Below are 23,602 nucleotides of genomic sequence, written 5' to 3'. Positions count from 1 at the left end.
CGGATCACCCCTTGCGCGAGAACCCACTATGGATTTGACCCGTTTGCGCCACTTTCTGCTGACCCTGCCGGGCGCCACCGAAGATACCCCGTTTGGCCCGGAGATCCTGGTCTACCGCATCGCGGGCAAGATGTTCGCGCTGGTGGATTGGCAGGCCGAGCCGCTCACCATCAACCTCAAATGCGAGCCCGAGCTGGCGTTGCTGCTGCGCGAGATCCACCCCGAGGTCAAACCGGGTTGGCATATGAACAAGCAACACTGGAACACAGTGACCCTGAACAGCACCTTGCCAGATGATCTGTGGCAGGGCTGGGTGCACCACTCCTATGAGCGGGTTGTCGCGGGTCTGCCCAAAGCCAAGCGGCCACAGGCGCCGCGCCCCCTCCCCCCTACTGACGACCCAACCTTATGACGCCAGCACTTAGTTCAGCACTTTGTATTGTCCCCCTTGGTGAGGCACATATCCCCGCCCTCGTGAGCCTGTTTGAGCAGGCGGTGCGACGCAGCGGCCCCGAGCACTACAGCGCCGAACAGGTGGAGCAGTGGGCCCTCGGTTCACAGCATCCGGGCTTTGTCAGCCAGCTGCGTGAACACCACGGCTGGGTAGCGGAGCAGGCAAATGTGCCCCTCGGGTTTGTCACTCTGAGCCCCGATGGCCACCTCAGTCTGCTCTATGTGAGCGCCGACCATCAGCGCCAGGGACTGGGCAATTTGCTGCTCACCACGGCGCTCGCGGGGGCCAGAGGGCTCGGTCTGACCCTCATCACCACCGAGGCCAGCGCCTTCAGTTATGAGCTATTTTTACGACATGGCTTTACGTTGACCGGGCTGGAGTGCGTGGAGCGGGGCGGAGTCAGTTTTACTCGCCATCGCCTGCACTGCTGCTTGCCAAGCTAGGGCAAGCCACTAAAATACGCTTAATTTTCGTATTGTTACTGTATTGAGGCAGCAACCATGGTGGTAGAAAGTGAAGGCTATATCTCGCTGATCGAGTATCTGGTGGAGAGTTTGGGACTGTTTGAATCCCAGCAGCAGAACGATGGTGAAGAGACCATCGAAGATCTGGTCAGTGGCCGTGTTGCCAGTAACCTGATGGCCATTTGCGAGCAAAACCCCCAGCTCGATCCCAAGGTGCGTTTCGCCATCATGCAGGAGGCCGACGCCGTGGTCGCCGATCTGGAAGAGGTGCTCTCCGCCGTCTGGCTGCGCGCCCCGACCCCGGAACAGAAAACCTTCCTCATCGAGTTTATCGATCTCATCAAGAACCTGTTCGACAGCGCCATCGGCTGATCTGCCGTCCGGCTCTCCCACCCAACGCAAGATTTCAAAGCAGCAGATAAGGAAAAGGGCCGCCTTGGTGGGCAGCCCTGCTTGCTATCATTTTCAACCCGCCAGTGCGTTCATTCATCAGGCGGTTATCAAGGCAAGAAATGTGTCTGGACTTTGCATCCGATCCCTGGACGCTACCTAGTTAGTCCCGACTGGTCGCAATAAGTTCCCTCCTCCGACCATTTATTTTCACTTTTATTAAGAAATCGACTACAAACCTGTTCAGCGGTTCAGGCTGGGCGGCAAACAGACTCCAATGCCACCCAATCCACAGTAACCATCCGGGTTTTTCTCCAGATATTGCTGATGGTAATCCTCGGCATAGTAGAAGGGCGCCAGCGGCAGAATGCGGGTGGTGATGGTACGGCTGTCACCGCTCGCCGCCATCGCCTGCTGATAGGCCGCCATGCTCTGCTGGGCAATGATCTGCTGACTCTCGTCGCCATAGAAGATCACCGAGCGATACTGGGTGCCAATGTCCCCGCCCTGACGCATCCCCTGCGCCGGATCGTGCTGCTCCCAGAACAGTCTGAGCAGGTCGCCGTAGCTGATCACCGCCGGATCAAACACCACCTGCACCGTCTCGGCATGACCGGTCAGCCCGCTGCACACCTCTTTGTAGGTGGGATTCTGGGTCACGCCGCCCTGATAACCGGCCGCGGTGGAGTAGACGCCCGGCTGCTGCCAGAACAGGCGCTCCACGCCCCAGAAGCAACCCATGCCAAACCAGGCCACCGCCATCCCTTCCGGCCAGGGGCCCTGAGTGGGGTTGCCATTCACCGCATGCTGCTGACCAATCACCATCGCTTCGCGTCGTCCCGGCAGGGCATCTGCCGGTGAAATAATCTGTTCCATGAATTCTGTCCTTGTATAAAACCCTGTGACATCACACAGCTGACGAAAAGGAGCATCGAAGATAGCAGTTTATCGCGCCGGATCAACCGGCGGGCCCCTCCCCGCTCGCTCCGGCGGCCGTCTGCACCGTCCGTCCCTCTTTCCCGATCCGCACGGCCAAGCCGCCCCTCGTAGACCAGAAACGGCCAAAATCAATATTTAGTCTTGATTTGTGAATTAATTTTCATATATTGAGCCAATCGCTGTTTTTTTATGGAAGAAATATCAAGTGCGTGAACGCGAACCCAGTCTGGTTAATGCCTTCCGGCAATCCACCCCCTATGTCAATGTGCATCGGGGGGCCACCTTTGTGCTGATGATGGGGGGAGAAGCCATCTGCCACCCCAACTTCGCCAATATCGTCAGCGATATCGCTCTGCTGCAGACACTGGGCATACGCCTGGTGCTGGTGTTTGGTTCACGTCCGCAAAACGATGAAGCGCTGGCCCGCGCCGGTATCGAGGCCCAGTATCACAAGCGGATCCGGGTCACCGATGACGAGAGTTTTACCATCATCAAACAGGTGTGTGGCGGCCTGCAATACGACATCACCGCCCAGCTCTCCATGGGGCTCGCCAACACCCCGATGCAGGGGGCGCGGATCAGCGTGGTGAGCGGCAACTTCGTCACCGCCCAGCCGCTCGGTGTGGATGATGGCATCGACTTTTGCCACAGCGGCCGGGTGCGCCGCATCGACGTGGAGGGGATCACCCGCCAGCTCGATCAGAGGAGTCTGGTGCTCATCTCCCCCATCGGCTGCTCGGTCACCGGCGAGAGCTTTAACCTGAGCTCCGAAGAGGTGGCCCGCCGGGTGGCGGTCGACCTCAAGGCAGACAAGCTTATCTGTTTCAGCAGCACCCAGGGGGTAATGGACAGACGCGGCGAAGCCATCTCCGAGCTCTTCCCCGAGCAGGCCGAAGAGCTGCTGGTGGAGCTGGAACAAGCGGGCGAAGAGATGTCCGGCACTGCCCGCTACCTGCGTGCGGCCATTGCCTCCTGCCGTGGCGGGGTGCCCCGCTCCCATCTGGTCAGCTATCAGGATGATGGCGCCATGTTGCAGGAGCTGTTCAGCCGCGACGGCCTCGGCACCCAGATAGTGCGGGAAAGTGCCGAGCAGGCCCGCGCCGCCACCATCGAGGATATCGGTGGCATTCTGGATCTCATTCGCCCGCTGGAGGAGGAAGGCATTCTGGTGCGCCGCTCCCGCGAGCAGCTGGAGATGGAGATCGACAAGTTCACCATCATCGAGCGCGATGGTCTCATCATCGGCTGCGCGGCCCTCTACTGCTTTATGGAAGAGGCGATGGCGGAGATGGCCTGCGTCGCCATTCACCCCGACTATCGCAACTCCAACCGGGGGGATCAGCTGGTGGCCAAGGTGGCCGAGCGGGCCAAGCGGCTTGGCATTCGCCGTCTGTTCGTGCTCACCACACGCTCCATCCACTGGTTCCGGGAGCGGGGCTTCGATCCGCTGGAAGTGGAAGATCTGCCGGTGGCGCGCCAGCGTCTCTACAACTGGCAGCGCCGTTCCAAGGTTTTGTCAAAGACCATTGCCTAAGCCATTGATTCTGTGTTGAGTTAGCCGACAATTTGAACTTTTTCACAAACTCGATTGACAGTGCAATCCAACGCAGGGTATTTCTAAATGCACTCCACCGCCCTGGTGGAGCCAGAAGAGGAGCGCTGCCCAGGCAGCCCAAGGGAGGACGCCAGCGTCCGGTGAACTTGGGTCAGGGGGAGCAGCGCCGAGACGAGTGAGGAGACTGGTAACCTCAACGTCGGCTGCGGGGGCTGAATCCCCCGGGTTGTCATCGGTAGTGATCATCCCACACCGCGCCCTGTCAGGGGCGGTACGGGATGGGCTCTGCAGGTGGAGTGCTTCTGGCCGGGATAGCTTCGTTCATTCCTGCCATTTTCAGCCTCCTCCTCTCTTTTTTGCCCGATGGAACCGGAATCTTAAAATAAGACAGGAGTAAGCAATGAGCCCGATCAATGTCGCCAAGTTTGGCGGAACCAGTGTCGCCAACTTCCCGGCCATGAATAACTGCGCCGATATCGTGCTGGCCAATCCCGCCACCCGGGTGGTGGTGCTGAGCGCCAGCGCCGGTGTCACCAACCTGCTGGTCGCTCTGGCACAAGGGGAGCTGGACGAAGCGGGCCGCGACGAACAGCTGGCCAAACTGGCCGGGATCCAGCAGGCCATTCTGGCCGATCTCGGCAACCCCATTGATGTGAGCGCCCTTATTCATGGTCAGCTGGACGAAATTCGCCTCATGGCCCAGCAAGCCCACCAGCATACCGATGCGGAGCTGGCCGATCGCCTCATCGCCTGCGGCGAGCTGATGTCTACCCGCCTCTTTACCGAACTGCTGCGCCAGCGCGGCGTCAAGGCCCACTGGCAGGATGTGCGCCAGCTGATGCGCACTGACAGCCGCTTTGGCAAGGCCACCGTCGATCTGGCGACCACCCGCACTCTCTGCCAGCAGACGCTGGGCCCGCAGCTTGGCGACAGCCTTATCATCACCCAGGGCTTTATCGGTGCCGATGGCGATGGCCGCACCACCACGCTGGGGCGCGGCGGCTCTGACTACAGCGCAGCCCTCTTGGCCGAAGCGCTCGATGCCGCCAGTATCGAGATTTGGACCGATGTGCCCGGCATCTACACCACGGATCCGCGCCTCGTCACCCGCGCCCGCCCGATCCCCGAAATCAGCTTTGTCGAAGCGGCCGAGATGGCCACCTTCGGCGCCAAGGTGCTGCACCCCGCCACCCTGCAACCGGCGGTACGCCAGAATATTCCGGTGTTTGTCGGCTCCGCCAAGGATCCTGCCGCCGGTGGTACCTGGATCCGCGCCAGCACAGATTCAAGCCCGCTGTTTCGCGCCGTCGCCCTGCGCCGCCAGCAGGTGCTGGTGACCCTGCACAGCCTCAACATGTTCCACGCCTACGGCTTTCTGGCCGAAGTGTTCGGCATTCTGGCCCGTCACCGCATCTCGGTCGATCTCATCACCACCTCGGAAGTGAGCGTGTCATTGACGCTGGATCACACCGGCAGCCAGAGTAACGGCGAACCGATCCTGAGCGACAAGGTACTGGCCGAGCTGGGCCAGCTCTGCAAGGTGGAGGTGGAAACCGGTCTGGCACTGGTGGCGCTCATCGGCAACCGGATGAGCGAAGTGAACGGGGTGGGCAGTCAGGTCTTTGACGCCCTGCGCGAGCACAACATCCGGATGATCTGCTACGGCGCCAGCGCCCACAACCTCTGCTTCCTGGTCAAGGAGAGCGAGGCGGGCAATATCGTCAACCGCCTCCATCAGGAGTTGCTGGACTGACCCTCACCGCGAGGCAATTCCGGCCATGCAACAGGGCGCCAACACGGCGCCCTGTTCATTTGTACTCCGCAAAGGTATTGGCTCAGGCAAGGCTGGTGGCTGGCAACTGACAGGCGACGGCTTCCCGGCGCAGCTGCTGCAAGCGGGCCAGCAGCCCGGTCTGGCCCAGCTCCGTCTCCTGAGGCGAGAGATTGTCCACCAGCAGCGAATAGTGATCCGTCACCGCCTGCATCAGCCAGTCGAGGCGACGCAGGGTGAGCGGGCCGCAGCTCTGGCCGCTCAGATCATCGGCCACATCGAGCCGGTGGCTGCGATACATGTCCCGCCACCAGTTGGCAACCAGCGCCTCGTCGCTCACCAGCGCGGCGCTCCACTCCCCCTGCAGGGCGTGCAGGCGGGCCAGCACGGGCGCGCTGGCCCCTTCGCGGATCAGGTGGTGGATCTCCCGTTTGACCCACTTGAGGCAGAGTTCACGCCAGTAGCGAAATTGCGGCAGAGGATCGGCCTCATCGAGCCAGAGTCCAGAGAGGGTGCGGGTCTCCAATCGCTCCGGTACATGGAACTGCGGATCGACCAAACCGTTGGAGTTGTATTCAAAGCGGGGATCGAAGGTCCACATATAGCCAAAGTCGAACACGCAGATCTGCTCGCCGTCATCGAGCAGGTTGCCCGGACTCGGGTCCCAGTCAAACCAGCCCCAGCGGGCCAGCTCACCCTGCACCTCCAGCATCTGGGCCAGATTGCGTTCGTTGAGCTGATGGACCGGCACACCCCGCAACCAGGGGGAGACCAGTACCCCGGCCCGCGCCGAGCCGAAACTGGTGCAAACCACGTGGGAGAGGACGGTGGGATGCAGCTCGCGCAGCGCCTCGATTTCACGCCGCCTCTCCAGCTCGGTCAGAAAGGCGGTCTTGCCATCGAGGTTGGCCACCAGTGAATCCTGACGTCGCCGCTTGAGGCACCAGTGATGCCCCTCCACCTTGAGGTGAAACACCTCGGCGGTGAGACCGTGGCGATAGACCTTGACCACTGCGGGATGAGTATCCTTCAGCTTGACCAGTTGGGCCAGCGGCAGCGGGCAGTCGCGCTCGCGTCCGATCCGGATCTCTTCCTTGCTCTCCAGCATGCGCAGCAATCTGGCCTGACGTGCCATCACTTTGGGATTCATACATGTACCTCCAGTCGCTATCGAGAGACTAAACAGCAGCTCCCTCCCAAGCCAGTGGCAAAACCCCATGATGACGCTTTCATCACATATTCCGAACAACCCCTCGATCGGGATCACAATTTGCAAGGTTGAGCTGTAACCAAATATTCATTAAGTGGTCATTAAATTGACAAGCTGAAACAAGGCCCGCACCATCGGGTCAAACTCTATGCGGATGAACGATCTCTCCCTTACTCGCTCAAAGGATGAGCTTATATGAATCGCCCCTCCTCAGGCCGCCCCCGTGCCCTGAGTCTGCCCTCTGGGCTACTGGCCCTGCTGGGCGGATTGCTGCTGCTGACTCTGTTATTACCGCTGATCAATCCCGGCAGCTGGCTGGGCCGTGCCCAACCGCTGGTGCTGGGCCCCGCCGACAATCCGCTGGCCACCCTCACCCGCCACGCCCTGCTCTATAAAAGCGACAGCCGCGGCCTCTATCTGGTGGTGCGCAGCCAGTGGCTGTTGCGGGGGCCGCTGCAAGCGGGGGACAAGGTGCGAGTGGAGCTGCTCAACGACAAGGGGGAGCGGATCGACCAGCTCAGTCAAGCGGTGGATAAGCGTCAGGTGTGCCGCAATAACCGCTGCTCGCTGGATCTCAACAGCACCTTGCGCGCACCGGACGATGCACTGGCCAGCCGTTATCAGCTGCGCATCGGTCTGCTGCTCAAGGATCGCCCCGAGAGCGGTGATTTCAGCCAGATCCTGCAAACCCTGCCGGAGCAGGGCTTCAACCTCACCTATCTGGTGGTGAGCCTGACCCTAGTGCTGGCCCTGAGCGCCGCCGTGCTCAAAACGGTGCTGCCAAAGCTGCGCCGCAGCCTGCGCTGGCGGATCATCGGCAGCCTGCTGCTCGGCAACCTCACCTTCGTGCTGCTGCACGGCTTCGTGGTGTTCAAGCTGGGGGAGTTTCTGCTCTGGTCAGGCTTTCGGCCGGAGCACTACTATCTGGCCTGGGGCAGCATGGTGCTGGGCTGGAGCCTCTGCGCACTGGCGGGCTTCAACCTCTATATGGGGCTGGTCTTTACCGCGCTGTCAGGCATAGGTCTGCTGGCCAACTTTATGAAGATCGCCATCTACGGCGTGCCGCTCGGCGGGGACGATTTTGGCAACCTGCTGGCGCTGCTGCGGATCCTGCTCGACCAGCACCCCATCCTGCCCATCTTCACCGTTTTACTGGCACTGTTTCTCTGCTGGCGCTTTGCCCTGTCACGCTGGGTGTTGCGCACAGCCGCGGCCACCGTCGCCTTCTTTGCCCTCTGCGTCTTTGCCACCCAGACCGGCAACAAGCTGCTGGGGGCCAACATTCGCTACGTGGATCGCGCGGTTAACTACCACAGGGACATCATCCGCTCCGGCCCCGGCCTCTATCTGTTCAATCTGGTGGACGAGATGCTGCAAAGCGGCAGCGTGTTTCGCTACCCCTTGCAGATCAACGAGCTGGCCCCGCAGCTGAGCCATCCGCCCCAGGGCATAGCGCCGCGCTGGGATCTGGTGATCGTGCTGCAATATGAATCGCTCTGGCTCGACTGGAAAGGGCGGATCTGCGCCCCGGCCCCCACCATCTCACTGCCAGCCAGCGTGCAGCAGTGGCAAAAGACCATCCACTCCCCCACCACTGGCGGCATGACGGTGCTGGCGGAGTTCGAGATGAACACCGGCCTGCCGGTGGGCTTGCTCAAGCAAGGGGTGGTGCCCTACTACTACCTCTCGCAGCAGGTGCCGGGGCTGGCCCAGAGCGCCAGACAGAGCGGCTACCAGACCCTGTTCGCCCACCCTTATGTGGAAAAATTCTGGGGCCGCGCCAAGGCGATCCCGGCGCTCGGCTATGAGGAGCGCTGGTTCGACACCCGCTTCACCACCCTTGAGCACAAGGGACTCTATATCTCCGATGATGCGCTGATCGACCACCTGCTCAAGCGCAGCGAACAGGATGACAAACCGCTGTTTGCCTATGCGGTCACCATGCAGGGGCACGGCCCCTTCGATGGCCCCCGCTATCAGGGGCAGGAGCGCAGCGGCGCCTGCCCGAACCAGAGCGAGAGTGACACCCAGCTGCTCAACACCTATTACACAGGGGTGGTGGATGCCATGGCCTCGCTGGAGCGGCTGCTCAAGACCCTCGACCAGTCGGGCAAGCGCTATCTGGTGGTGGCCTTTGGCGATCACCAGCCGTTTTTGATGTCCGCCGGCAAGGGTATTCACGGCGACAAACCGGCGCGCGATGCCACCTACCAGATCCCCATGATGGCCTTTGCCCGCAGCGATGATCCTCTTATCCTCGGGGAACAATTTGCTCCGGTGCGCCAGCTCTACCAGATGGGTCAGGCCACCCGCCAGCTGCTGGCGGGGGATATCACCCCCATCGAGGACAAGCCTCTGCTCCATCCGGTGCTGGGTGAAGAGAAGGGATTCGACCCCTCGAGCCTGGTGCCGCAGATCCGCGCCAGCTTCCGGCCCGATGCCCTGCCCTGAGCCTTAAGCCCCGCAACACGAATAGATGAGGCCGCAATAGCGGCCTCTGGTTATCACTTTCTCTTTGTCACTGCGACTGCGAAATCCGGTCTTTAGCAGGCGTTACGGGTTGCAACGGCATCCGCCAGGTTGCGCAGCAGCACTTCGGTATCGGCCCAACCGATGCAGGCATCTGTGATGCTCTGGCCGACGGTGAGTTCACACCCTTCCACCAGATCCTGACGGCCTTCCACCAGATGGCTCTCCACCATCACACCAAACACCGCCTTGCTACCGGCACGCAGTTGGCCGGCCACATCCTCGGCCACCAGCATCTGGTTCTTGAACTGCTTGCTGCTGTTTGCATGACTAAAGTCGATCATCACCTTCTGGGGCAGACCGGCCTTCTCCAGCCCCTTCACAACTTCGCTGACATGGGCTGCGCTGTAGTTCGGCTCACGACCACCACGCAGAATGATGTGACAGTCCGGGTTGCCTCGGGTCGCCACGATGGCGGAGTGACCGTATTTGGTAACCGAAAGGAAGTGGTGCGGCGCACTGGCAGCGCCAATGGCATCGATGGCAACCTTGATGGTGCCGTCAGTGCCATTCTTGAAGCCCACCGGACAGGAGAGACCGGAGGCCAGCTCGCGGTGTACCTGGGATTCGGTGGTACGGGCACCGATCGCGCCCCAGCTCATCAGATCCGCCACATATTGCGGGGTGATCATGTCGAGGAACTCGGAGGCAGTCGGCAGCCCCATGTCGTTGAGATCCAGCAACAGCTTGCGACCAATGCGCAGACCATCGTTGATCTTGCAGCTATTGTCGAGGTACGGATCGTTGATCAGCCCCTTCCAGCCCACTGTGGTACGCGGTTTTTCGAAGTAAACCCGCATCACGATCTCCAGCTGATCTTTCAGCTCGTCGCGCAGCGCCTTGAGGCGCTTGCCGTACTCCAGCGCGGCGACCGGATCATGGATGGAGCAAGGACCAATCACCACCAGCAGACGATCATCTTCGCCGGCCAGGATATTGTGAATGGCCTGACGGGATTCAAAAACGGTGGACGAGGCCACCTCGGTAGCCGGAAACTTCTCAAGCACCGCAACCGGGGGTAATAACTCTTTGATTTCACTGATACGAACGTCGTCGGTTTGATGCTGCATGACAAGGCTTCCTGCTAGATGACTGCGATTAGGAAATCTCAACATAGCCCGCGACAGGGCATGTGTAAATAGGAAATTACAGCAATCACAAAACTATTTTATATGACAATCTTGCAAGTTATTGAAATGATGCTAGACGAAATGACTGTGCGGATGAGGAAGGCAAAAAGGCCCGCTCAGCGCGGGCCCGAAGCGTCGGTGATGACGGGTTTGTCAGTGATCAGCCACGCTGGCTGATACTGGCCAGCTTGTCGAAGTAATCCGGGAAGGTCTTCGAGGTGCACTTGGGATCATTGATGGTGACCGGTGTATCCGACAGCGCCACCAGCGAGAAGCACATGGCGATACGGTGATCGTTGTAGGTATCGATCTCGGCATGCTTGAGCTGGGTCGGCGGGGTCACGGTGATAAAGTCATGCCCCTCCTCCACTTCGACGCCCAGCTTGCGCAACTCGGTCGCCATGGCGTGCAGACGATCGGTCTCCTTCACCCGCCAGTTGTAGATATTGCGAATGGAGGTCGGCCCCTCAGCAAACAGCGCGGCAACCGCGATGGTCATGGCCGCATCGGGAATATGGTTCATGTCCATATCCACCCCGTGCAGCGGCGCCTGCTCCGCCTCGATGAAATCATCACCCCAGGTGATGCGCGCGCCCATCTTCTCCAGCACGTCAGCGAAGTGGATATCGCCCTGAATGCTGTGCTTGCCGATACCGGTGACCCGCACCTTGCCCTTGATGGCGCCCGCCGCGAGGAAGTAGGAGGCGCTGGAGGCATCCCCTTCCACTAGAAAATCACCGGGGCTGATATAGGTCTGGTTGCCCTTGATATAGAACAGCTTGTAGTTGTCGTGCTCGATGACCACCCCGAACTGCTTCATGATGTGCAGGGTGATGTCGATGTAGGGCTTGGAGACCAGCTCCCCCTTGATGTGGATCCGGGTATCACCGGCCGCCATCGGCGCTGCCATCAAAAACGCGGTCAGGAACTGGCTGGAGACGGAGCCGTCGACATGCACATCGCCGCCCCACAGCCCCTTGGCGTCCACCACCAGCGGCGGATAACCATCGTGTTTCAGGTACTGGATATGGGCACCCGCTTCACGCAGGGCATCCACCAGATGGCCAATGGGACGCTCTTCCATGCGCGGCTCGCCGCCCAGAGTATATTCACCGGAGCCCAAGCACAGCGCGGCGCACAGCGGTCGCATGGCGGTACCGGCGTTGCCGAGGAACAGATTGACCGGCTCTTTCACCGCAAAGCTGCGACCCAGGCCCTGCACGGTACACTCGGTCTTGTCGGCGGAGAGCTTGTACTTGACCCCGAGTTGGGTCAGCGCAGCCAGCATATGACGAATGTCATCGCTGTCGAGCAGGTTGGTCAAACGGGTGGTGCCACGAGCCAGCGCCGCCAACAGCAGCGCACGGTTAGAGACACTCTTGGAGCCGGGCAGATTGACCTCACCGGCCACACGAGAAATGGGTTCCAAACGCAACGAATTCATAGACTTCCTGTGCTATCTCAAAAATAAACGCCTGTCCGGACGTTAACAGCCTGCGTCCCGCTCGGCAAGGGCACTTTCAGGGGAAATCGCACGGTAAACGCCAGCGCGCTGGTTCTGTTGAAAAAAAGACGCCGGGGTATCCCCGGCGTCTTGAATCACTGCAATAGCTGGAAGCGGCTCACGAGTTGTCACGAGAGGCCACCAGCAAACACATAGGGGCACTCTTCTCAGCCGTTGCGCTTGGCAAAGTCATCCATAAAGCTCACCAGGGCCTTCACCCCCTCCAGCGGCATGGCGTTGTAGATGCTGGCGCGCATGCCACCGACGATGCGATGCCCTTTGAGGGCCAGCAGGCCAGCGGCTTCCGATTCGGCCAGGAACTGCTTGTCCAGCTCGGCATTTTTCAGCTGGAACGGGATGTTCATCCGCGAACGGCAGCTGACATCCACCTGATTGCCATAGAAGCTCGACTGATCGAGATAGTCATAGAGGAAGTCGGCTTTCTCCTTGTTGCGCGCCTCCATCGCCTCGAGGCCACCCTGTTCTTTCAGCCACTCGAACACCAGACCGGCCAGATACCAGGCGTAGGTGGGCGGCGTGTTGAACATGGAGTCGTTCTTGGCAGTGAGCTTGTAGTCGAAAATCGAGGGCACATCGGCTCTCGCCTGATCCAGCAGGTCATCGCGCACGATGGCGATGGCAAGCCCGGACGGCCCGATATTTTTTTGGGCACCAGCATAGATGATGCCAAAGCGGCTCACGTCGAGAGGACGGGAGAGAATGGTGGAGGAGAGATCTGCTACCAGCGGCACCTCGCCGGTGGCCGGGATGTCGAACATCTCGATGCCGTCGATGGTTTCGTTCGGGCAGTAGTGAACATAGGCCGCATCGGCGCGAAACGCCGGGGTCGGCAGCAGGTGGGAGATCCCCTGCTCGTTCTTGGCAACCCCCTGGAAGGTCTGGATATCGCCATACTTTTTGGCTTCATCCACCGCGCTCTGGGACCAGACACCGGTCAGCAGGAAGTCCGCTTTCTTGTTGGCGCCGCCCAGCAGGTTCATGGGTACGGCGGAGAACTGACCGCGGCCGCCGCCGTGCATGAAGAGCACCTTGTAGTTGTCCGGCACCGCCAGCAGTTCGCGCAGATCCGCTTCGGCCTTCTCGGCAACCGCCATGTAGGGCTTGCCGCGATGGGAAAGCTCCATGACCGAGGCTCCCAGCCCCTGAAAATTACAAAATTCGCGCTGGGCGCGCTCCATGACTTCAACCGGCAGCATGGCGGGGCCGGCGCAGAAGTTGTAAATCTGTTTGCTCATGACGCTTTCCGTGAGTGGATGAGAGTAATCGATGACTTGTCAGGTTTTACACAAGAGCAGCCAGCGGATCAAAGGCTTTTTGGGAGCTGGCTCAACCTTTTACCGTCACTCTGCGTCCCCCTTGCAGTAGAAAAAGCCCTGAACGAGTCAGGGCTTGCAGGGAACATGCACAGAAATGGCGGGCAGAGCGCATAAACGACCACAGCTCAGCCATTTCTGACAAATTTACAGTTTGGCGGTGAGCTCCGGCAGCAGAGTGAAGAGATCCCCCACCAGCCCGTAGTCAGCCACCTGAAAGATGGGGGCTTCACTGTCCTTGTTGATGGCCACGATCACCTTCGACTCCTTCATCCCCGCCAGATGCTGGATGGCGCCCGAGATACCGACCGCGATATAGAGCTCCGGCGCCACCACCTTGCCGGTCTGCCCCACTTGCAGATCGTTGGCGACATATCCTGCATCAACGGCAGCCCGCGACGCCCCCACCGCGCCACCCAGCTTGTCGGCCAGCGCCTCAATCAGGGCAAATTGCGCCTTGGAGCCAAGCGCGCGGCCACCGGAGACCACCACCCTGGCGGCGGTCAGTTCAGGCCTGCTGGAGCGCACCGCGCGGCGCTCGACCAGCCGGGTACGGCCAGCGAATTCGGGCACGGCCAAGGGCTCGATGAGAGCCTGCCCGCCCGTCGCCGCCTTGGCAAACGCGGTGGCCCGCACCGTCATCACTTTGACGGGCGCCGAGCTCATCACTCTGGCAATGGCATTGCCCGCATAGATGGGGCGCAGGAAGGTGTCGCTGCTCTCGATCGCCGTCACCTCGGAGAGCATCTCCACCCCGAGCCGGGCCGCCACCTGTGGCAGCAACGCCTTGCCCATGGCACTCGCCGCCATCAGGCAGTGGCTGTAACCCTGACACCAGGTGGCCAGCAGCTTGTCGACCCCATCCAGCAGCCCGTCGGCCAAGCGGGGATGTTCGGCAAGCAACACCTTGTCGACGCCGCCGAGAGCTGCCGCCTGTTCACTCGCCTCGGTCAGCCCCTGCCCGAGCAACAGCAGGTCAACCTGGCCGCCTATGGAGACGGCAGCGGTGACCAGTTGTGCCACGTTGTCGGCCAGATGGCCCTGATGATGTTCGGCAATGATCAGCACGCTCATGGCAGCACCTTCGCTTCGTGTTTGAGTTTGTCCACCAGCTCGTCCACCGAGCCCACCTTGATCCCGGCGCTACGGGCTGGCGGCGCCATCACCCCGAGCAGGCGGGTCTGGTTGGCCACCTCAACGGCGAGTGTCGAGAACGGGGCGCTATCAAGCGGCTTGCGCTTGGCCTTCATGATGTTGGGCAGCGAGGCAAAGCGCGGTTCATTCAAACGCAGATCGGCGCTCACCACCGCAGGCAACGGCATGCCCAGGGTCTCGAGGCCACCGTCGATTTCGCGGGTCACCAGCAGTTCTCCCGCTTCCACCTTGAGGGCTGACGCGCAGGTCGCCAGCGGCCAATCATTGAGGGCAGCCAGCATCTGGGCCACCTGATTGTTGTCTGAATCGATGGATTGCTTGCCGAGCAGCACCAGATCTGGCTGTTCCTGCTCACACACCTTGTGCAAGGCGCGGGCGACAGTCAGCGGGGCGAGCGTCTCATCGGTGACACTCTCACCGGTTATATAGTGCAGCGCCCGATCCGCCCCCAGCGCCAGCCCATGGCGCAGTTGCTCGGCGGCAGCGTCAGGGCCAAAGGTCACCACCACCAGCTCGCTGGCAACCCCGGCTTCCCGCAGCCTGACCCCCTCCTCCACCGCAATTTCACAAAAGGGGTTGATCCCCATCTTCACATTGGCCAGCTCCACGTCGGAGCCGTCTCCCTTCACCCGGATCTTGACGTTGTAGTCGACTACCCGTTTGATTGCGACCAGCAGCTTCATGGGGTCATGCCTCGTCTCTTTGGATTGAATTCATTAGTGTGCCTCTGCGTTTGTTGCAGTACGCTCTTCCCTGATTTTTTGCTTTTTCTTGCTCAGTTTTGCTTACAACTGCTTTACGTTTACGTAAACTACCAGCATTACCCTAGGCCAACCAGAGCGCAGAGGCAAGATGGAACGGGAAGCAATGGAATTTGATGTCGTCATCGTCGGCGGCGGTCCGGCTGGGCTCAGTGCAGCCATCGCCCTGAAACAGCAGGATGCCACTCTCTCTGTCTGTCTGCTGGAGAAGGGGGCCGAAATTGGCGCCCATCTGCTCTCCGGCGCCCTGTTTGATCCCGTCGCCTTGCAAGAGCTGCTGCCGGATGGCTGGCAGCAAGCGCCGCTCGGCGTGCCGGTCAGCGACGATCAGGTTCATCTGCTGCAAAGCGAGCAACGTTCCCTGCAACTCCCCGCCTGGGCGGTGCCGCCCCGGATGCACAATGAGGGTTGCCATGTGGTCAGTCTGGGCAATCTCTGCCGCTGGCTTGGCCAACAGGCGGAAAAACTGGGAGTCGAAATATACCCGGGATTTACCGCCAGCGAACTTATCATGGAAGCGGGCCGGGTCAAGGGGGTGATCACCGGCGATCTAGGGCTGGATCGGGCGGGCAATCCGAAAGCAGATCATGTGCCCGGCATGGCGCTGCTCGGCCGCTACACCCTCTTTGCCGAGGGGGCCCGCGGTCATCTCGGCAAGCAGCTGATCGCCACATTCAATCTGGCAAGCCCTGCCCAGCCCCAGCACTATGCCATCGGCTTCAAGGAGCTGTGGCAACTGCCAGCAGGTCGGGGCAACCCGGGAAAGGTGCTGCACGGCAGTGGCTGGCCCCTTGGCAAGCAGGGGGGCGGCAATAGTCACGGCGGCTTCTATCTCTATCAGATGGAGGGAGATCAGGTGGCAGTCGGGCTGATCGTCGATCTCAACTACCAGAATCCCTGGCTCAGCCCGTTTGACGAATTCCAGCGTCTCAAGCACCACCCGCTTATCGCCGACCTGCTGCAAGGGGGCGAGCGCATCAGCTATGGTGCTCGCGCCATCACCAAGGGGGGCTGGCACTCCCTGCCCCGCATGCACTTCCCCGGCGGGCTGCTGATCGGCTGTGATGCCGGCACCCTCGACTTTTCCCGCGTCAAGGGGATCCACACAGCCATGAAATCGGGGATGCTGGCGGCAAAAACCGTCGCGATGGCGCTGAAGGGTGGCGATGAAGGGGGCCGGGATCTGGCCCAGTATGGCGACGAGCTGCAACAGAGCTGGCTGGCCCGCGAGCTCAAGGCGGCGCGCAACTTCGGCGCGGCGCTTCACCGCTATGGTCCCTGGTTGGGCGGTGCCTTCAACTGGCTGGAACAACGGCTGTTTGGCGCAAACTCGCCCTTCAAGCTGCTCGATAAGGCTCACGACTACCGTCAGCTGCGCGTGGCCAGTCGCTGCGAGCCCATCCATTACCCCAAACCCGATGGCAGACTGAGCTTTGACAAACTCTCGTCTGTGTATCTGGCCAACACCAGCCACGACGAGGATCAGCCTTGCCACCTCAAACTGCAGGACGAGCGCATTCCGGTCGAGGTCAATCTGCACACCTGGGCAGAACCCGCCCAACGCTACTGCCCGGCCGGGGTGTTTGAAGTGCTGGAAATGGAAGGCGCGGCCAAACTGCAAATCAACGCAGCCAACTGTATTCACTGCAAGACCTGTGACATTAAAGATCCCAGTCAAAATATCATCTGGACACCGCCACAGGGAGGATCCGGGCCCAATTATCCGAATATGTGATGAAGTACGGCGATACCAAGACGCGGTGACATCAAAGATACTCAGTACCAAAACATCGCCTGGACACCGCCACAGGGAGGCTCCGGGCCCAATTATCCCAATATGTGATGGAATACGGCGATGCCAAGATGCGGTGACATCAAAGATGCTCAGCCCCAAAACATCGTCTGGACACCGCCACAAAGAGGATCCGGGCCCAACTATCCCAATATCTGATGAAGCGGGGTAGCGGCAACAAGCAACCCCAGCCATCCCTCCCCCCGCCAAAGGCTGGTTCTACACCGCATGGCTGCTAAGGTGATCCGACCTCGCTGTTTTTTTGGACAAACAAGCTGAATCCCTGATGAATAGCCCCTGACAAGCGGGGCCCACCCCTGTATAGTTCGCCGCATTCAGGTTTTCCATCGGCCCGATCTGCTTATCCACGGGATCGCCTTCTTCAGCGATCTAAGGCCGCATGACCTGTGCAACCATCCCTGATTACCCATGACTTTTTAAGGGGGGACAGATGATCACCGCCTACATTCTCAATAACAAGGTGCTGGACATAGTCACGCTCGGGCCTGACGACATAGTACCTGACAACACGGTCTGGCTGGATGCCTACAAGCCGGACACGGCAGAGCGAGAATGGTTGACGGGCCTGTTCCTGGAAGAGGTTCCCGACAAGGAGGAGCTCGACGACATCGAAGCATCCGCCCGTTTCTACTGGGATACCGATGGTCTGCACATTCACTCCCTGTTTCCCCAGCGGATCGGTCGTGACACCAAGGGTGTCCACGTCTCCTTTACCCTGCGCAACAACCTGCTGATCAGCATTCGTGAAGATGACATCGGGCTGGTGCGCCTGCTGCGCCACTATATGCGCCAGGATCGGCTGGAGGTGGAGGATGCCCTCGATATCCTGCTGGAGGTACAAAACCTCAAGGTGGAGTACCTCTCCGATCTTATCGAAGATGGTTACAAGACGTTGGAAAACACCGCCGATCAGATCTTCGAGCCGGATCAGATCAACCCTATGCTCAAGGAGCTGTTGGCACAGGAAGAGGCCAACGGCCAGATCCGTCTCTCCCTGCACGATACCCGCCGCGCCCTGCGTTTCCTCAAACGCAGCCTGCGCCAGCGCATGAGCCTCGAGCAGAACAAGTGGATCGACGAGATGCTGCACGACGTGGAGTCACTGCTGCCTCACACCCAGTTCCTGTTCGACAAGATCAACTTCCAGCTGGAGGCCTCCATGGGGGTGACCAATCTGGAGCAGAACAAGGTGATCAAGATCTTCTCGGTTGCCGCCGTGATCTTCCTGCCGCCGACCCTGATCGCCAGTATCTACGGCATGAACTTCGGCCGCATGCCTGAACTCGCCTGGGAGTATGGCTATCCCCTCTCGCTGGTGCTGATGGTGATGTCATCGCTGGGCACCGGGCTCTTCTTCAAGCGCAAGGGGTGGCTGTAACGCCAGCCGCTCGGCACAAGACAACTTTTCGCGGATTGGGGGGCATGGCCCCCCGATTAATTCCCGCTCTCTCCCGCGCCTTGCAAAGGGCTCGCCTTCGCCCCATATCCCTTGCATCACTTGCACTCTATGAATGGATATCGGGCAACCATGACCCTCTACCCCGAACACCGATATGACGATCACGGCCAGTTGCGCCCACCCCTCTGGTTCTGGCCCATCGCCCTGTTGTTGACCCGCTCGGTCTGGCTCTTTCTGATGGCGGGAGTGACCCGCGAGAGCGGCAGCGAGATCCTGACCCTCTTTTATCCGGACAAGATCACCCTCTACATCAGCCTGCTGACCGACGTACCCGCCATGCTGGCGTTGCTCGCCTGCGGGGGCACCTATCAGCAGACCCAGAGCATTCGCGCCAGACTCCGGCGCCACAGCCCGCTGCTGCTGCTCTGCTCTGCCGTCAGCGGCCTGCTGATGCAGTTGCACAGCCTCAATCTGCAGAAGTGGTCATTCAGCTGGCCTACCGCACTGGTGCTGGTCGCCAGCCTCTGGTCACTCTGGTATCTGCTGCGCAGTCGCCAGCTACGGGAATATGCTGCTGATGATCCTCATCAGGAGTCGAACATCTAGCCAAGTTTTAGCTGCAATCAATTGAAATAAATATAAAAAGCCTCTTGGTGAGTTGAACGCCCGACGCGCGGCCATAACCCCGAGCCGCAAGCTGCCCCGCTGTCGAGGAGCGGCTGCGCCCGCACTCTCGCCCCATAGGTGGCGGCCAAGCGGATAAGGAATTATCAATCGTCGTGTTAGGTCACCCCGTTCATTCAGGCTTGATTCATTATCAATGGAATTGATAACACTTTTCATTACTCTTACTGCGTTATAAACTTGCTCCCCCCGGGCTGCCCTGCCCGGGTGCTGGAGCCTTTATGACAAGCCTTTCTCTCTCACCCCGACAATTCTGGCAGTGGCTGGCCTACCACCATCAGGCCGCCGAGGGCACCCTCTATCTGATGTTCTTCTCCGGCCTGCTGCTGTGGGAGCCGCTGACCCCGCTCTGGTCGCTGGCACGCTGGAATCTGTTTTTCCATGTGATGCTCTCGCTCACCCTGTTCCCGCTGCTATTTGGCGCCTTCTGGCTCTCCCATCGCAGCTTGTTGCACCGCAGCAACAAACCCTTTTTACGCACCACGGGGCGGATTATTGAAGCCCTGCTGCTGATCTGTCTGGCCAGCGGCCTGCTGCTGGTGCTGCACGGCACTCCGGGCGATGCCATGGGCAACCTCGCCAGCTGGGCCCACTGGTTGAGCGCATTGGCGTTAACTCCTCTGGTGCTGCGCCACGCCTGGCGCTGGACCATCTTGAAATGGCGCAACTGATCCCATGTTGAAGTCATCGTTTTCTGCATATTTGTCACCCCTGCTGGTCCTCCTCCTGCTGCTGGCCAGCCCCTTTGCGTTGGCCCAACAGATGGGCACAGGGATGCTTGCCTATGAGGAGGGAAGCGCCCCGCGCCTCGTCACCGCCAACCTGAGCGCAGGTTCCGTCACCCTGCTTGAGCGCGATAGCGGCAAGCGGCTCAAAGAGGTGCAGCTGGGGGGCGATCTACGCCAGCTTGCCCGCGCCGATGACGGCACCCTGCTGGTCACCGACTACAGCGGTGATCGCCTGCTGCTGCTGGATGATGATCTCGATCTGGAAAAGACGATCCCCATCGGCCATAGACCCTACGGGGTCATCTTCGATGCCAAACGGCAGTGGTTCTGGGTCACGCTGTTCGAATCCGCTCGCCTGCAGGCCTATGACACCGCCGGCAACCTCCAGCTGGATGCAGAAACCGCCGAGACTCCACGTGGACTGGCCCTGACCGACAACGATCGCCTGCTGCTGACCCACGCCATGACCGGCCAGCTCGCCATCTATGATCTCGCCAAACTCGGCAATAGCGCCAAGGGATCTTCGCTTCCCAAGCCCAAGCTCATTACCCTGGCCGAGACCCATAGCGACACGCCGAGCGACTCTCAGGGATTGCCGCGCCTGCTCGATGGCATCGCCCTCTCCCCCGATGGCAGCGAGGCCTGGCTGCCCCATGTGCTGTGGAGCTTCGATCACCCCTTCCAGTTTCAGAGCACCGTCTTTCCGGCCGTCTCCATCATCGATCTCGATGAGGAGAAAGAGCGGGTCGATGAAAGAAAACAGCTCTTTTTGCAGATCAATCTGCCAAGCGTCGGCAACCGCAGCCAGATCGTCTCCAACCCTTTCGCAGCGCGCTTTGCCGCCGACGGCAAGCGGGTCTATCTGACCCTTGCGGGCTCGGAAGATCTGCTGGTGTTTGATCTCTCCCGCAGCGGCAAGCAGAACAGCAACCGCCACCGCCGCAAGAAGTTTCAGGGGGGCGCCAAGGCGACCCAGCTCTTGCGTCACCTGCCGGGCCAGAATCCGCGGGATCTACTGATCGATGGTGACCACATTCTGGTGCACAACGCCATGGGGCAGGATCTCACCCGCCTCAATAGCGGCGGCAGCGGCCCGTTTGCCCGGGTCACGGTCGATGTACCCCACTTCGCCAAACTGGTAGAGACGGATCCCCGCCCCGAGCCGCTTCAGCGCGGCGAGCGGCTATTCAACCTTGGTAACACAGCGTCCAACTCACGCTTCCCCATGGCGGGGGACAACTGGATGAGCTGCAACTCCTGCCATCTGGACGGGTTCAACTTCACCAACCGCTATCTGATGGCGGCTCATCGCCAGAAGAGCGGCGACAACGCCATCAACGGCCACGCCAACCTCACCAACATGGTGGCGGGGGATTTTGTCGGAGAATACCTGCGCATGACCCAGCAGACCCAGGGCGGCATGGGGCACGACACCCGCGATGGGGCCGAGGCGGTTGACCCCGCCCAGCCTCAGCCCGAGGTGAAGGCGATGATGGAAGATCTGCACGCCTTCGTCACCGCCGATGGCAACCTCCCATACCTCGCCAACTGGCTGCGGCTCGATGCCCCGCGCACGGATCCCGCCAAGGCACCGACCACTCACCCGAAAGAGTGGCTCAACTCCGCCTCCTGCCAGAACTGCCACCAACAGGCGTTCCAGGATTGGAGCGAGAGCAACCACCGGCTGATGGGCAACTCCCACCCCTACTACAAGGTGGTACAGGCGCTGGCACGCGAAACCGAAGGGGAAGCGTTCGGCCAGTGGTGTCAGGGCTGCCATATGCCCCAGCAAGTGATGACAGGCCAGCTGGATCTGCCCAAGGGCTCCCACATGTTCGAGCAGGGCGGCGCCTCGCTGATTGCTGCCCACAAGGCGGGCGAACCTGTGGTTGAGGAAGGGACCGGCTGCGTGCTCTGTCATCGCATCACCAAGGTAGAAGATGCGGGCGGCAACAGCGCCTTTACAGTGAATTTGAAAGACCGCGAGAGCTATGTGTTCGAGGATGCCGCGGGCGGCAGCCTCCAGCACTGGCTGGCCGAGCGGCAGATCAACGCCCGTCCGGCGGCCCACAAAGCCTCCTATCAGAAGGATTTCTACCGCGATGCGGCCCTGTGCAAATCGTGCCACAACGAGTTTGCCCCGGGCACAGGCGCCAATATCGTCAACACCTGGGACGAGTGGGAAAAATCCAGCTTCGCCAAGGCCGAGGATCCCGCCAAACGGCGCACCTGCATCGACTGCCATATGAACCCGGAGCCGGGCAATGGCGGCGCGCCGGTGGCGGGCCAGTCCACCGAAAACGGCACCATGAAAGCGCGGCTCTATCGCCACAACTTTACCGGCGCCCAGCACCAGCTGGTGGGGCTGCGCAATCCTGCACTTGAACAGGAGAGTCTGGCGCTCTTGCGCTCCAGCGCTACCCTCTCCGCCCGTATTGAACAGGCTGCCGATAGTCAGCAGCTGGTGGTGCGGGTCGCCAATACCGGCGCAGGCCATGCCCTGCCCACCGGGGTGGCCGATTTTCGTGAATTCTGGCTGGAGCTGACCGTCACCGACGCCAACGGCAAGCTGGTGCTTGCCAGCGGCCAGCCGGTGGATGGCGCTGTCCCAGACGATGCGCGACTGTTTCGCAAAGTGTTCGGTGATGCCGAGGGCAAGCCGGTGGGGCTCAAGTTCTGGCGCTACGCCAAGCTCTTGGAAGATACCCGCATTCCGGCCGATGGCTGGCGCGATGAAGCCTGGCCGCTGCCCGCAGAAGCCCAAGGGCCCTTCAAGGCCGATATCAAACTCAATTTCCGCACCTACCCCAAGTGGGTCAATGATGCGGTGCGCGCCGCCGAGCCCAGCTTGCCGGAGCCACCCATAGTGCAGCTAAATCGGTTGCAACTTACCTTGCAGCCTCTCCCCGTCACGCCCGCTACGGAGCCTCAATCCTGATGTTTGCAAGTTTTCTCATTAGCCTGCGCGAGGGGCTGGAAGCCTTCCTGCTGGTCGGCATCTGCCTCTCCTACCTCGCCAAGCTGGGGGCGAGTCGCTACAACAAGTTCATCTATCTGGGGGTGGGGCTTGGCCTTATCGCCTCACTTGTCGTCGCCTTCCTGTTCCAGGTGGTGGTGAGCCAGTTCGAGAGCGAGCGCTACAACCACCTGTTGATGGCGGGGATCCTGATGTTTGCCACTCTGGTGCTCACCTATATGGCGATCTGGATGCAAAAACAGGCCAAATCCCAGGTGGGGGCCATGACGGCGCGCATCGATGCGGCCATCGACGGCGGCAACCTGTTTGGGCTGGTGCTGCTTGCCTTCCTGGCGGTGATGCGCGAAGGGTTTGAAACCGTGCTGTTCTTCTCCGCCCTGCTCTATTCGGGCCAAGGGGTCGATCTGCAATCCGGCCTGATGGGCGCGCTGGCGGGGTTGCTGGTCTCCATCGCGCTGGTGTGGGGACTGCTGCGCTCCACCCGCAAGGTGGCGCTGGCTCCTTTCTTCCGCTGGACTGGGCTGCTTATCATCATCATCGCCGCAGGTCTGCTATCGTCCGCCGTCAACATGTTGCAAGCGGCAGAGATCATCACCTTCTGGACCACGCCGGTGTTCGACATCAGCCACATTCTCGACGATCAGGGGGTATTTGGTACCTTCCTGCGCGCCCTGTTTGGCTACAATGCCTCACCCGCTGGCTTGCAGCTGCTGACCTGGGCCCTCTATCTGGCAATCTTCGTTACCCTCTGGCAGCGCAGCTATCGCCCGAAGGTGAACGTCGCGACTGGCAAAGGCTGAGCCCG

20 protein-coding genes and 1 riboswitch are annotated in these 23,602 nt (G+C 60.7%); of the genes, 13 read left to right on the top strand and 7 right to left on the bottom strand.

The features are described 5' to 3' along the window. Positions 1-28 precede the first annotated feature (28 nt). Genes G5179_RS00185 through G5179_RS00175 form a run of 3 tightly spaced genes read left to right on the top strand, consistent with a single transcriptional unit; the run spans position 29 to position 1,290 of the window. Positions 29-412, top strand: coding sequence for an MmcQ/YjbR family DNA-binding protein (locus G5179_RS00185; RefSeq protein WP_201902484.1), 384 nt, complete (start codon positions 29-31; stop codon positions 410-412). Then, positions 409-897: a GNAT family N-acetyltransferase gene (locus G5179_RS00180; RefSeq protein ID WP_421257608.1), complete on the top strand. Its 489-nt coding sequence runs from the start codon at positions 409-411 to the stop codon at positions 895-897. The genes G5179_RS00185 and G5179_RS00180 overlap by 4 nt, the downstream gene beginning before the upstream one ends. Positions 898-954: 57 nt before the next feature. Then, positions 955-1,290 (top strand): DUF3802 family protein, encoded by a 336-nt coding sequence (locus G5179_RS00175; protein ID WP_005333735.1) that lies wholly within the window; start codon positions 955-957, stop codon positions 1,288-1,290. A 261-nt stretch (positions 1,291-1,551) separates the two neighbouring features. Here G5179_RS00175 and msrA read toward each other — a convergent pair whose 3' ends face one another. After that, positions 1,552-2,184 carry a peptide-methionine (S)-S-oxide reductase MsrA gene (gene msrA, locus G5179_RS00170; protein WP_323924525.1) on the bottom strand — a complete coding sequence of 211 codons (633 nt, stop codon included), beginning with the start codon at positions 2,182-2,184 and terminating at the stop codon, positions 1,552-1,554. A gap of 268 nt (positions 2,185-2,452) precedes the next feature. Here msrA and argA point away from each other — a divergent pair, with 268 nt between their 5' ends. Together argA and lysC are read left to right on the top strand one after the other, a co-directional pair. Then, positions 2,453-3,781, top strand: a complete 1,329-nt coding sequence (gene argA, locus G5179_RS00165; RefSeq protein WP_421257607.1) for an amino-acid N-acetyltransferase — start codon at positions 2,453-2,455, stop codon at positions 3,779-3,781. A 107-nt stretch (positions 3,782-3,888) separates the two neighbouring features. Then, positions 3,889-4,112: riboswitch (Lysine riboswitch) on the top strand. Positions 4,113-4,202: 90 nt separating this feature from the next. Next, positions 4,203-5,555 (top strand): lysine-sensitive aspartokinase 3, encoded by a 1,353-nt coding sequence (gene lysC, locus G5179_RS00160; RefSeq protein WP_421257606.1) that lies wholly within the window; start codon positions 4,203-4,205, stop codon positions 5,553-5,555. 82 nt (positions 5,556-5,637) lie between these two features. Here the strand turns inward: lysC and G5179_RS00155 are convergent, their stop codons facing one another. After that, complete coding sequence (locus G5179_RS00155) at positions 5,638-6,723, bottom strand: hypothetical protein (protein WP_266133911.1); 1,086 nt, start codon at positions 6,721-6,723, stop codon at positions 5,638-5,640. Positions 6,724-6,978: 255 nt separating this feature from the next. Here G5179_RS00155 and G5179_RS00150 point away from each other — a divergent pair, with 255 nt between their 5' ends. Continuing rightward, positions 6,979-9,234, top strand: coding sequence for an LTA synthase family protein (locus G5179_RS00150; protein WP_421257605.1), 2,256 nt, complete (start codon positions 6,979-6,981; stop codon positions 9,232-9,234). A gap of 92 nt (positions 9,235-9,326) precedes the next feature. Here G5179_RS00150 and aroG read toward each other — a convergent pair whose 3' ends face one another. From aroG to G5179_RS00125, 5 genes are all read right to left on the bottom strand, one after another. Continuing rightward, positions 9,327-10,382 carry a 3-deoxy-7-phosphoheptulonate synthase AroG gene (gene aroG, locus G5179_RS00145; RefSeq protein WP_421257604.1) on the bottom strand — a complete coding sequence of 352 codons (1,056 nt, stop codon included), beginning with the start codon at positions 10,380-10,382 and terminating at the stop codon, positions 9,327-9,329. Positions 10,383-10,602: 220 nt separating this feature from the next. Further along, complete coding sequence (gene aroA, locus G5179_RS00140; RefSeq protein WP_005351267.1) at positions 10,603-11,886, bottom strand: 3-phosphoshikimate 1-carboxyvinyltransferase; 1,284 nt, start codon at positions 11,884-11,886, stop codon at positions 10,603-10,605. A 227-nt stretch (positions 11,887-12,113) separates the two neighbouring features. Next, complete coding sequence (gene serC, locus G5179_RS00135; RefSeq protein WP_139405421.1) at positions 12,114-13,202, bottom strand: 3-phosphoserine/phosphohydroxythreonine transaminase; 1,089 nt, start codon at positions 13,200-13,202, stop codon at positions 12,114-12,116. A 225-nt stretch (positions 13,203-13,427) separates the two neighbouring features. Further along, positions 13,428-14,354: an electron transfer flavoprotein subunit alpha/FixB family protein gene (locus G5179_RS00130; protein WP_421257603.1), complete on the bottom strand. Its 927-nt coding sequence runs from the start codon at positions 14,352-14,354 to the stop codon at positions 13,428-13,430. Further along, entirely contained in the window at positions 14,351-15,118 is a 768-nt protein-coding gene (locus G5179_RS00125) for an electron transfer flavoprotein subunit beta/FixA family protein (protein ID WP_279458707.1), read from the bottom strand. Before G5179_RS00125 ends, G5179_RS00130 begins: the two co-directional genes overlap by 4 nt. Before the next feature lie 169 nt (positions 15,119-15,287). On the opposite strand from G5179_RS00125, the gene G5179_RS00120 reads away from it, so the two are divergent. The 7 genes from G5179_RS00120 (at position 15,288) to G5179_RS00090 (ending at position 23,597) form a co-directional block, all read left to right on the top strand. Next, entirely contained in the window at positions 15,288-16,931 is a 1,644-nt protein-coding gene (locus G5179_RS00120; protein ID WP_421257602.1) for an electron transfer flavoprotein-ubiquinone oxidoreductase, read from the top strand. A 12-nt stretch (positions 16,932-16,943) separates the two neighbouring features. Further along, positions 16,944-17,039: a 4Fe-4S dicluster domain-containing protein gene (locus G5179_RS00115; RefSeq protein WP_421257757.1), complete on the top strand. Its 96-nt coding sequence runs from the start codon at positions 16,944-16,946 to the stop codon at positions 17,037-17,039. A gap of 400 nt (positions 17,040-17,439) precedes the next feature. Next, complete coding sequence (gene corA, locus G5179_RS00110; protein ID WP_266133904.1) at positions 17,440-18,387, top strand: magnesium/cobalt transporter CorA; 948 nt, start codon at positions 17,440-17,442, stop codon at positions 18,385-18,387. A gap of 150 nt (positions 18,388-18,537) precedes the next feature. Then, positions 18,538-19,014 (top strand): DUF2919 domain-containing protein, encoded by a 477-nt coding sequence (locus G5179_RS00105; RefSeq protein ID WP_216953818.1) that lies wholly within the window; start codon positions 18,538-18,540, stop codon positions 19,012-19,014. Between the two features lie 299 nt (positions 19,015-19,313). Beyond that, complete coding sequence (locus G5179_RS00100) at positions 19,314-19,763, top strand: hypothetical protein (protein WP_279487892.1); 450 nt, start codon at positions 19,314-19,316, stop codon at positions 19,761-19,763. A 4-nt stretch (positions 19,764-19,767) separates the two neighbouring features. Then, entirely contained in the window at positions 19,768-22,758 is a 2,991-nt protein-coding gene (locus G5179_RS00095) for a YncE family protein (protein ID WP_421257601.1), read from the top strand. After that, positions 22,758-23,597, top strand: coding sequence for an FTR1 family iron permease (locus tag G5179_RS00090; protein ID WP_421257600.1), 840 nt, complete (start codon positions 22,758-22,760; stop codon positions 23,595-23,597). Before G5179_RS00095 ends, G5179_RS00090 begins: the two co-directional genes overlap by 1 nt. Positions 23,598-23,602: the final 5 nt, after the last annotated feature.

Origin of the sequence: Aeromonas sp. 600886, assembly GCF_049174935.1 — a bacterium.
Classification (GTDB): domain Bacteria; phylum Pseudomonadota; class Gammaproteobacteria; order Enterobacterales; family Aeromonadaceae; genus Aeromonas; species Aeromonas veronii_A.
The sequence above is the reverse complement of the archived record's forward strand: the minus strand, read 5'-3'. Positions and strand labels throughout refer to the sequence as shown.

What these genes read in the sequence shown, in the direction of transcription:
- G5179_RS00185 (WP_201902484.1), top strand. Translation starts at nt 29, where the DNA reads ATGGATTTGACCCGTTTGCGCCACTTTCTGCTGACCCTGCCGGGCGCC.
- G5179_RS00180 (WP_421257608.1), top strand. Translation starts at nt 409, where the DNA reads ATGACGCCAGCACTTAGTTCAGCACTTTGTATTGTCCCCCTTGGTGAG.
- G5179_RS00175 (WP_005333735.1), top strand. Translation starts at nt 955, where the DNA reads ATGGTGGTAGAAAGTGAAGGCTATATCTCGCTGATCGAGTATCTGGTG.
- msrA (WP_323924525.1), bottom strand. Translation starts at nt 2,184, where the DNA reads ATGGAACAGATTATTTCACCGGCAGATGCCCTGCCGGGACGACGCGAA.
- lysC (WP_421257606.1), top strand. Translation starts at nt 4,203, where the DNA reads ATGAGCCCGATCAATGTCGCCAAGTTTGGCGGAACCAGTGTCGCCAAC.
- G5179_RS00155 (WP_266133911.1), bottom strand. Translation starts at nt 6,723, where the DNA reads ATGAATCCCAAAGTGATGGCACGTCAGGCCAGATTGCTGCGCATGCTG.
- G5179_RS00150 (WP_421257605.1), top strand. Translation starts at nt 6,979, where the DNA reads ATGAATCGCCCCTCCTCAGGCCGCCCCCGTGCCCTGAGTCTGCCCTCT.
- aroG (WP_421257604.1), bottom strand. Translation starts at nt 10,382, where the DNA reads ATGCAGCATCAAACCGACGACGTTCGTATCAGTGAAATCAAAGAGTTA.
- aroA (WP_005351267.1), bottom strand. Translation starts at nt 11,886, where the DNA reads ATGAATTCGTTGCGTTTGGAACCCATTTCTCGTGTGGCCGGTGAGGTC.
- serC (WP_139405421.1), bottom strand. Translation starts at nt 13,202, where the DNA reads ATGAGCAAACAGATTTACAACTTCTGCGCCGGCCCCGCCATGCTGCCG.
- G5179_RS00130 (WP_421257603.1), bottom strand. Translation starts at nt 14,354, where the DNA reads ATGAGCGTGCTGATCATTGCCGAACATCATCAGGGCCATCTGGCCGAC.
- G5179_RS00125 (WP_279458707.1), bottom strand. Translation starts at nt 15,118, where the DNA reads ATGAAGCTGCTGGTCGCAATCAAACGGGTAGTCGACTACAACGTCAAG.
- G5179_RS00120 (WP_421257602.1), top strand. Translation starts at nt 15,288, where the DNA reads ATGGAACGGGAAGCAATGGAATTTGATGTCGTCATCGTCGGCGGCGGT.
- corA (WP_266133904.1), top strand. Translation starts at nt 17,440, where the DNA reads ATGATCACCGCCTACATTCTCAATAACAAGGTGCTGGACATAGTCACG.
- G5179_RS00105 (WP_216953818.1), top strand. Translation starts at nt 18,538, where the DNA reads ATGACCCTCTACCCCGAACACCGATATGACGATCACGGCCAGTTGCGC.
- G5179_RS00100 (WP_279487892.1), top strand. Translation starts at nt 19,314, where the DNA reads ATGACAAGCCTTTCTCTCTCACCCCGACAATTCTGGCAGTGGCTGGCC.
- G5179_RS00095 (WP_421257601.1), top strand. Translation starts at nt 19,768, where the DNA reads ATGTTGAAGTCATCGTTTTCTGCATATTTGTCACCCCTGCTGGTCCTC.
- G5179_RS00090 (WP_421257600.1), top strand. Translation starts at nt 22,758, where the DNA reads ATGTTTGCAAGTTTTCTCATTAGCCTGCGCGAGGGGCTGGAAGCCTTC.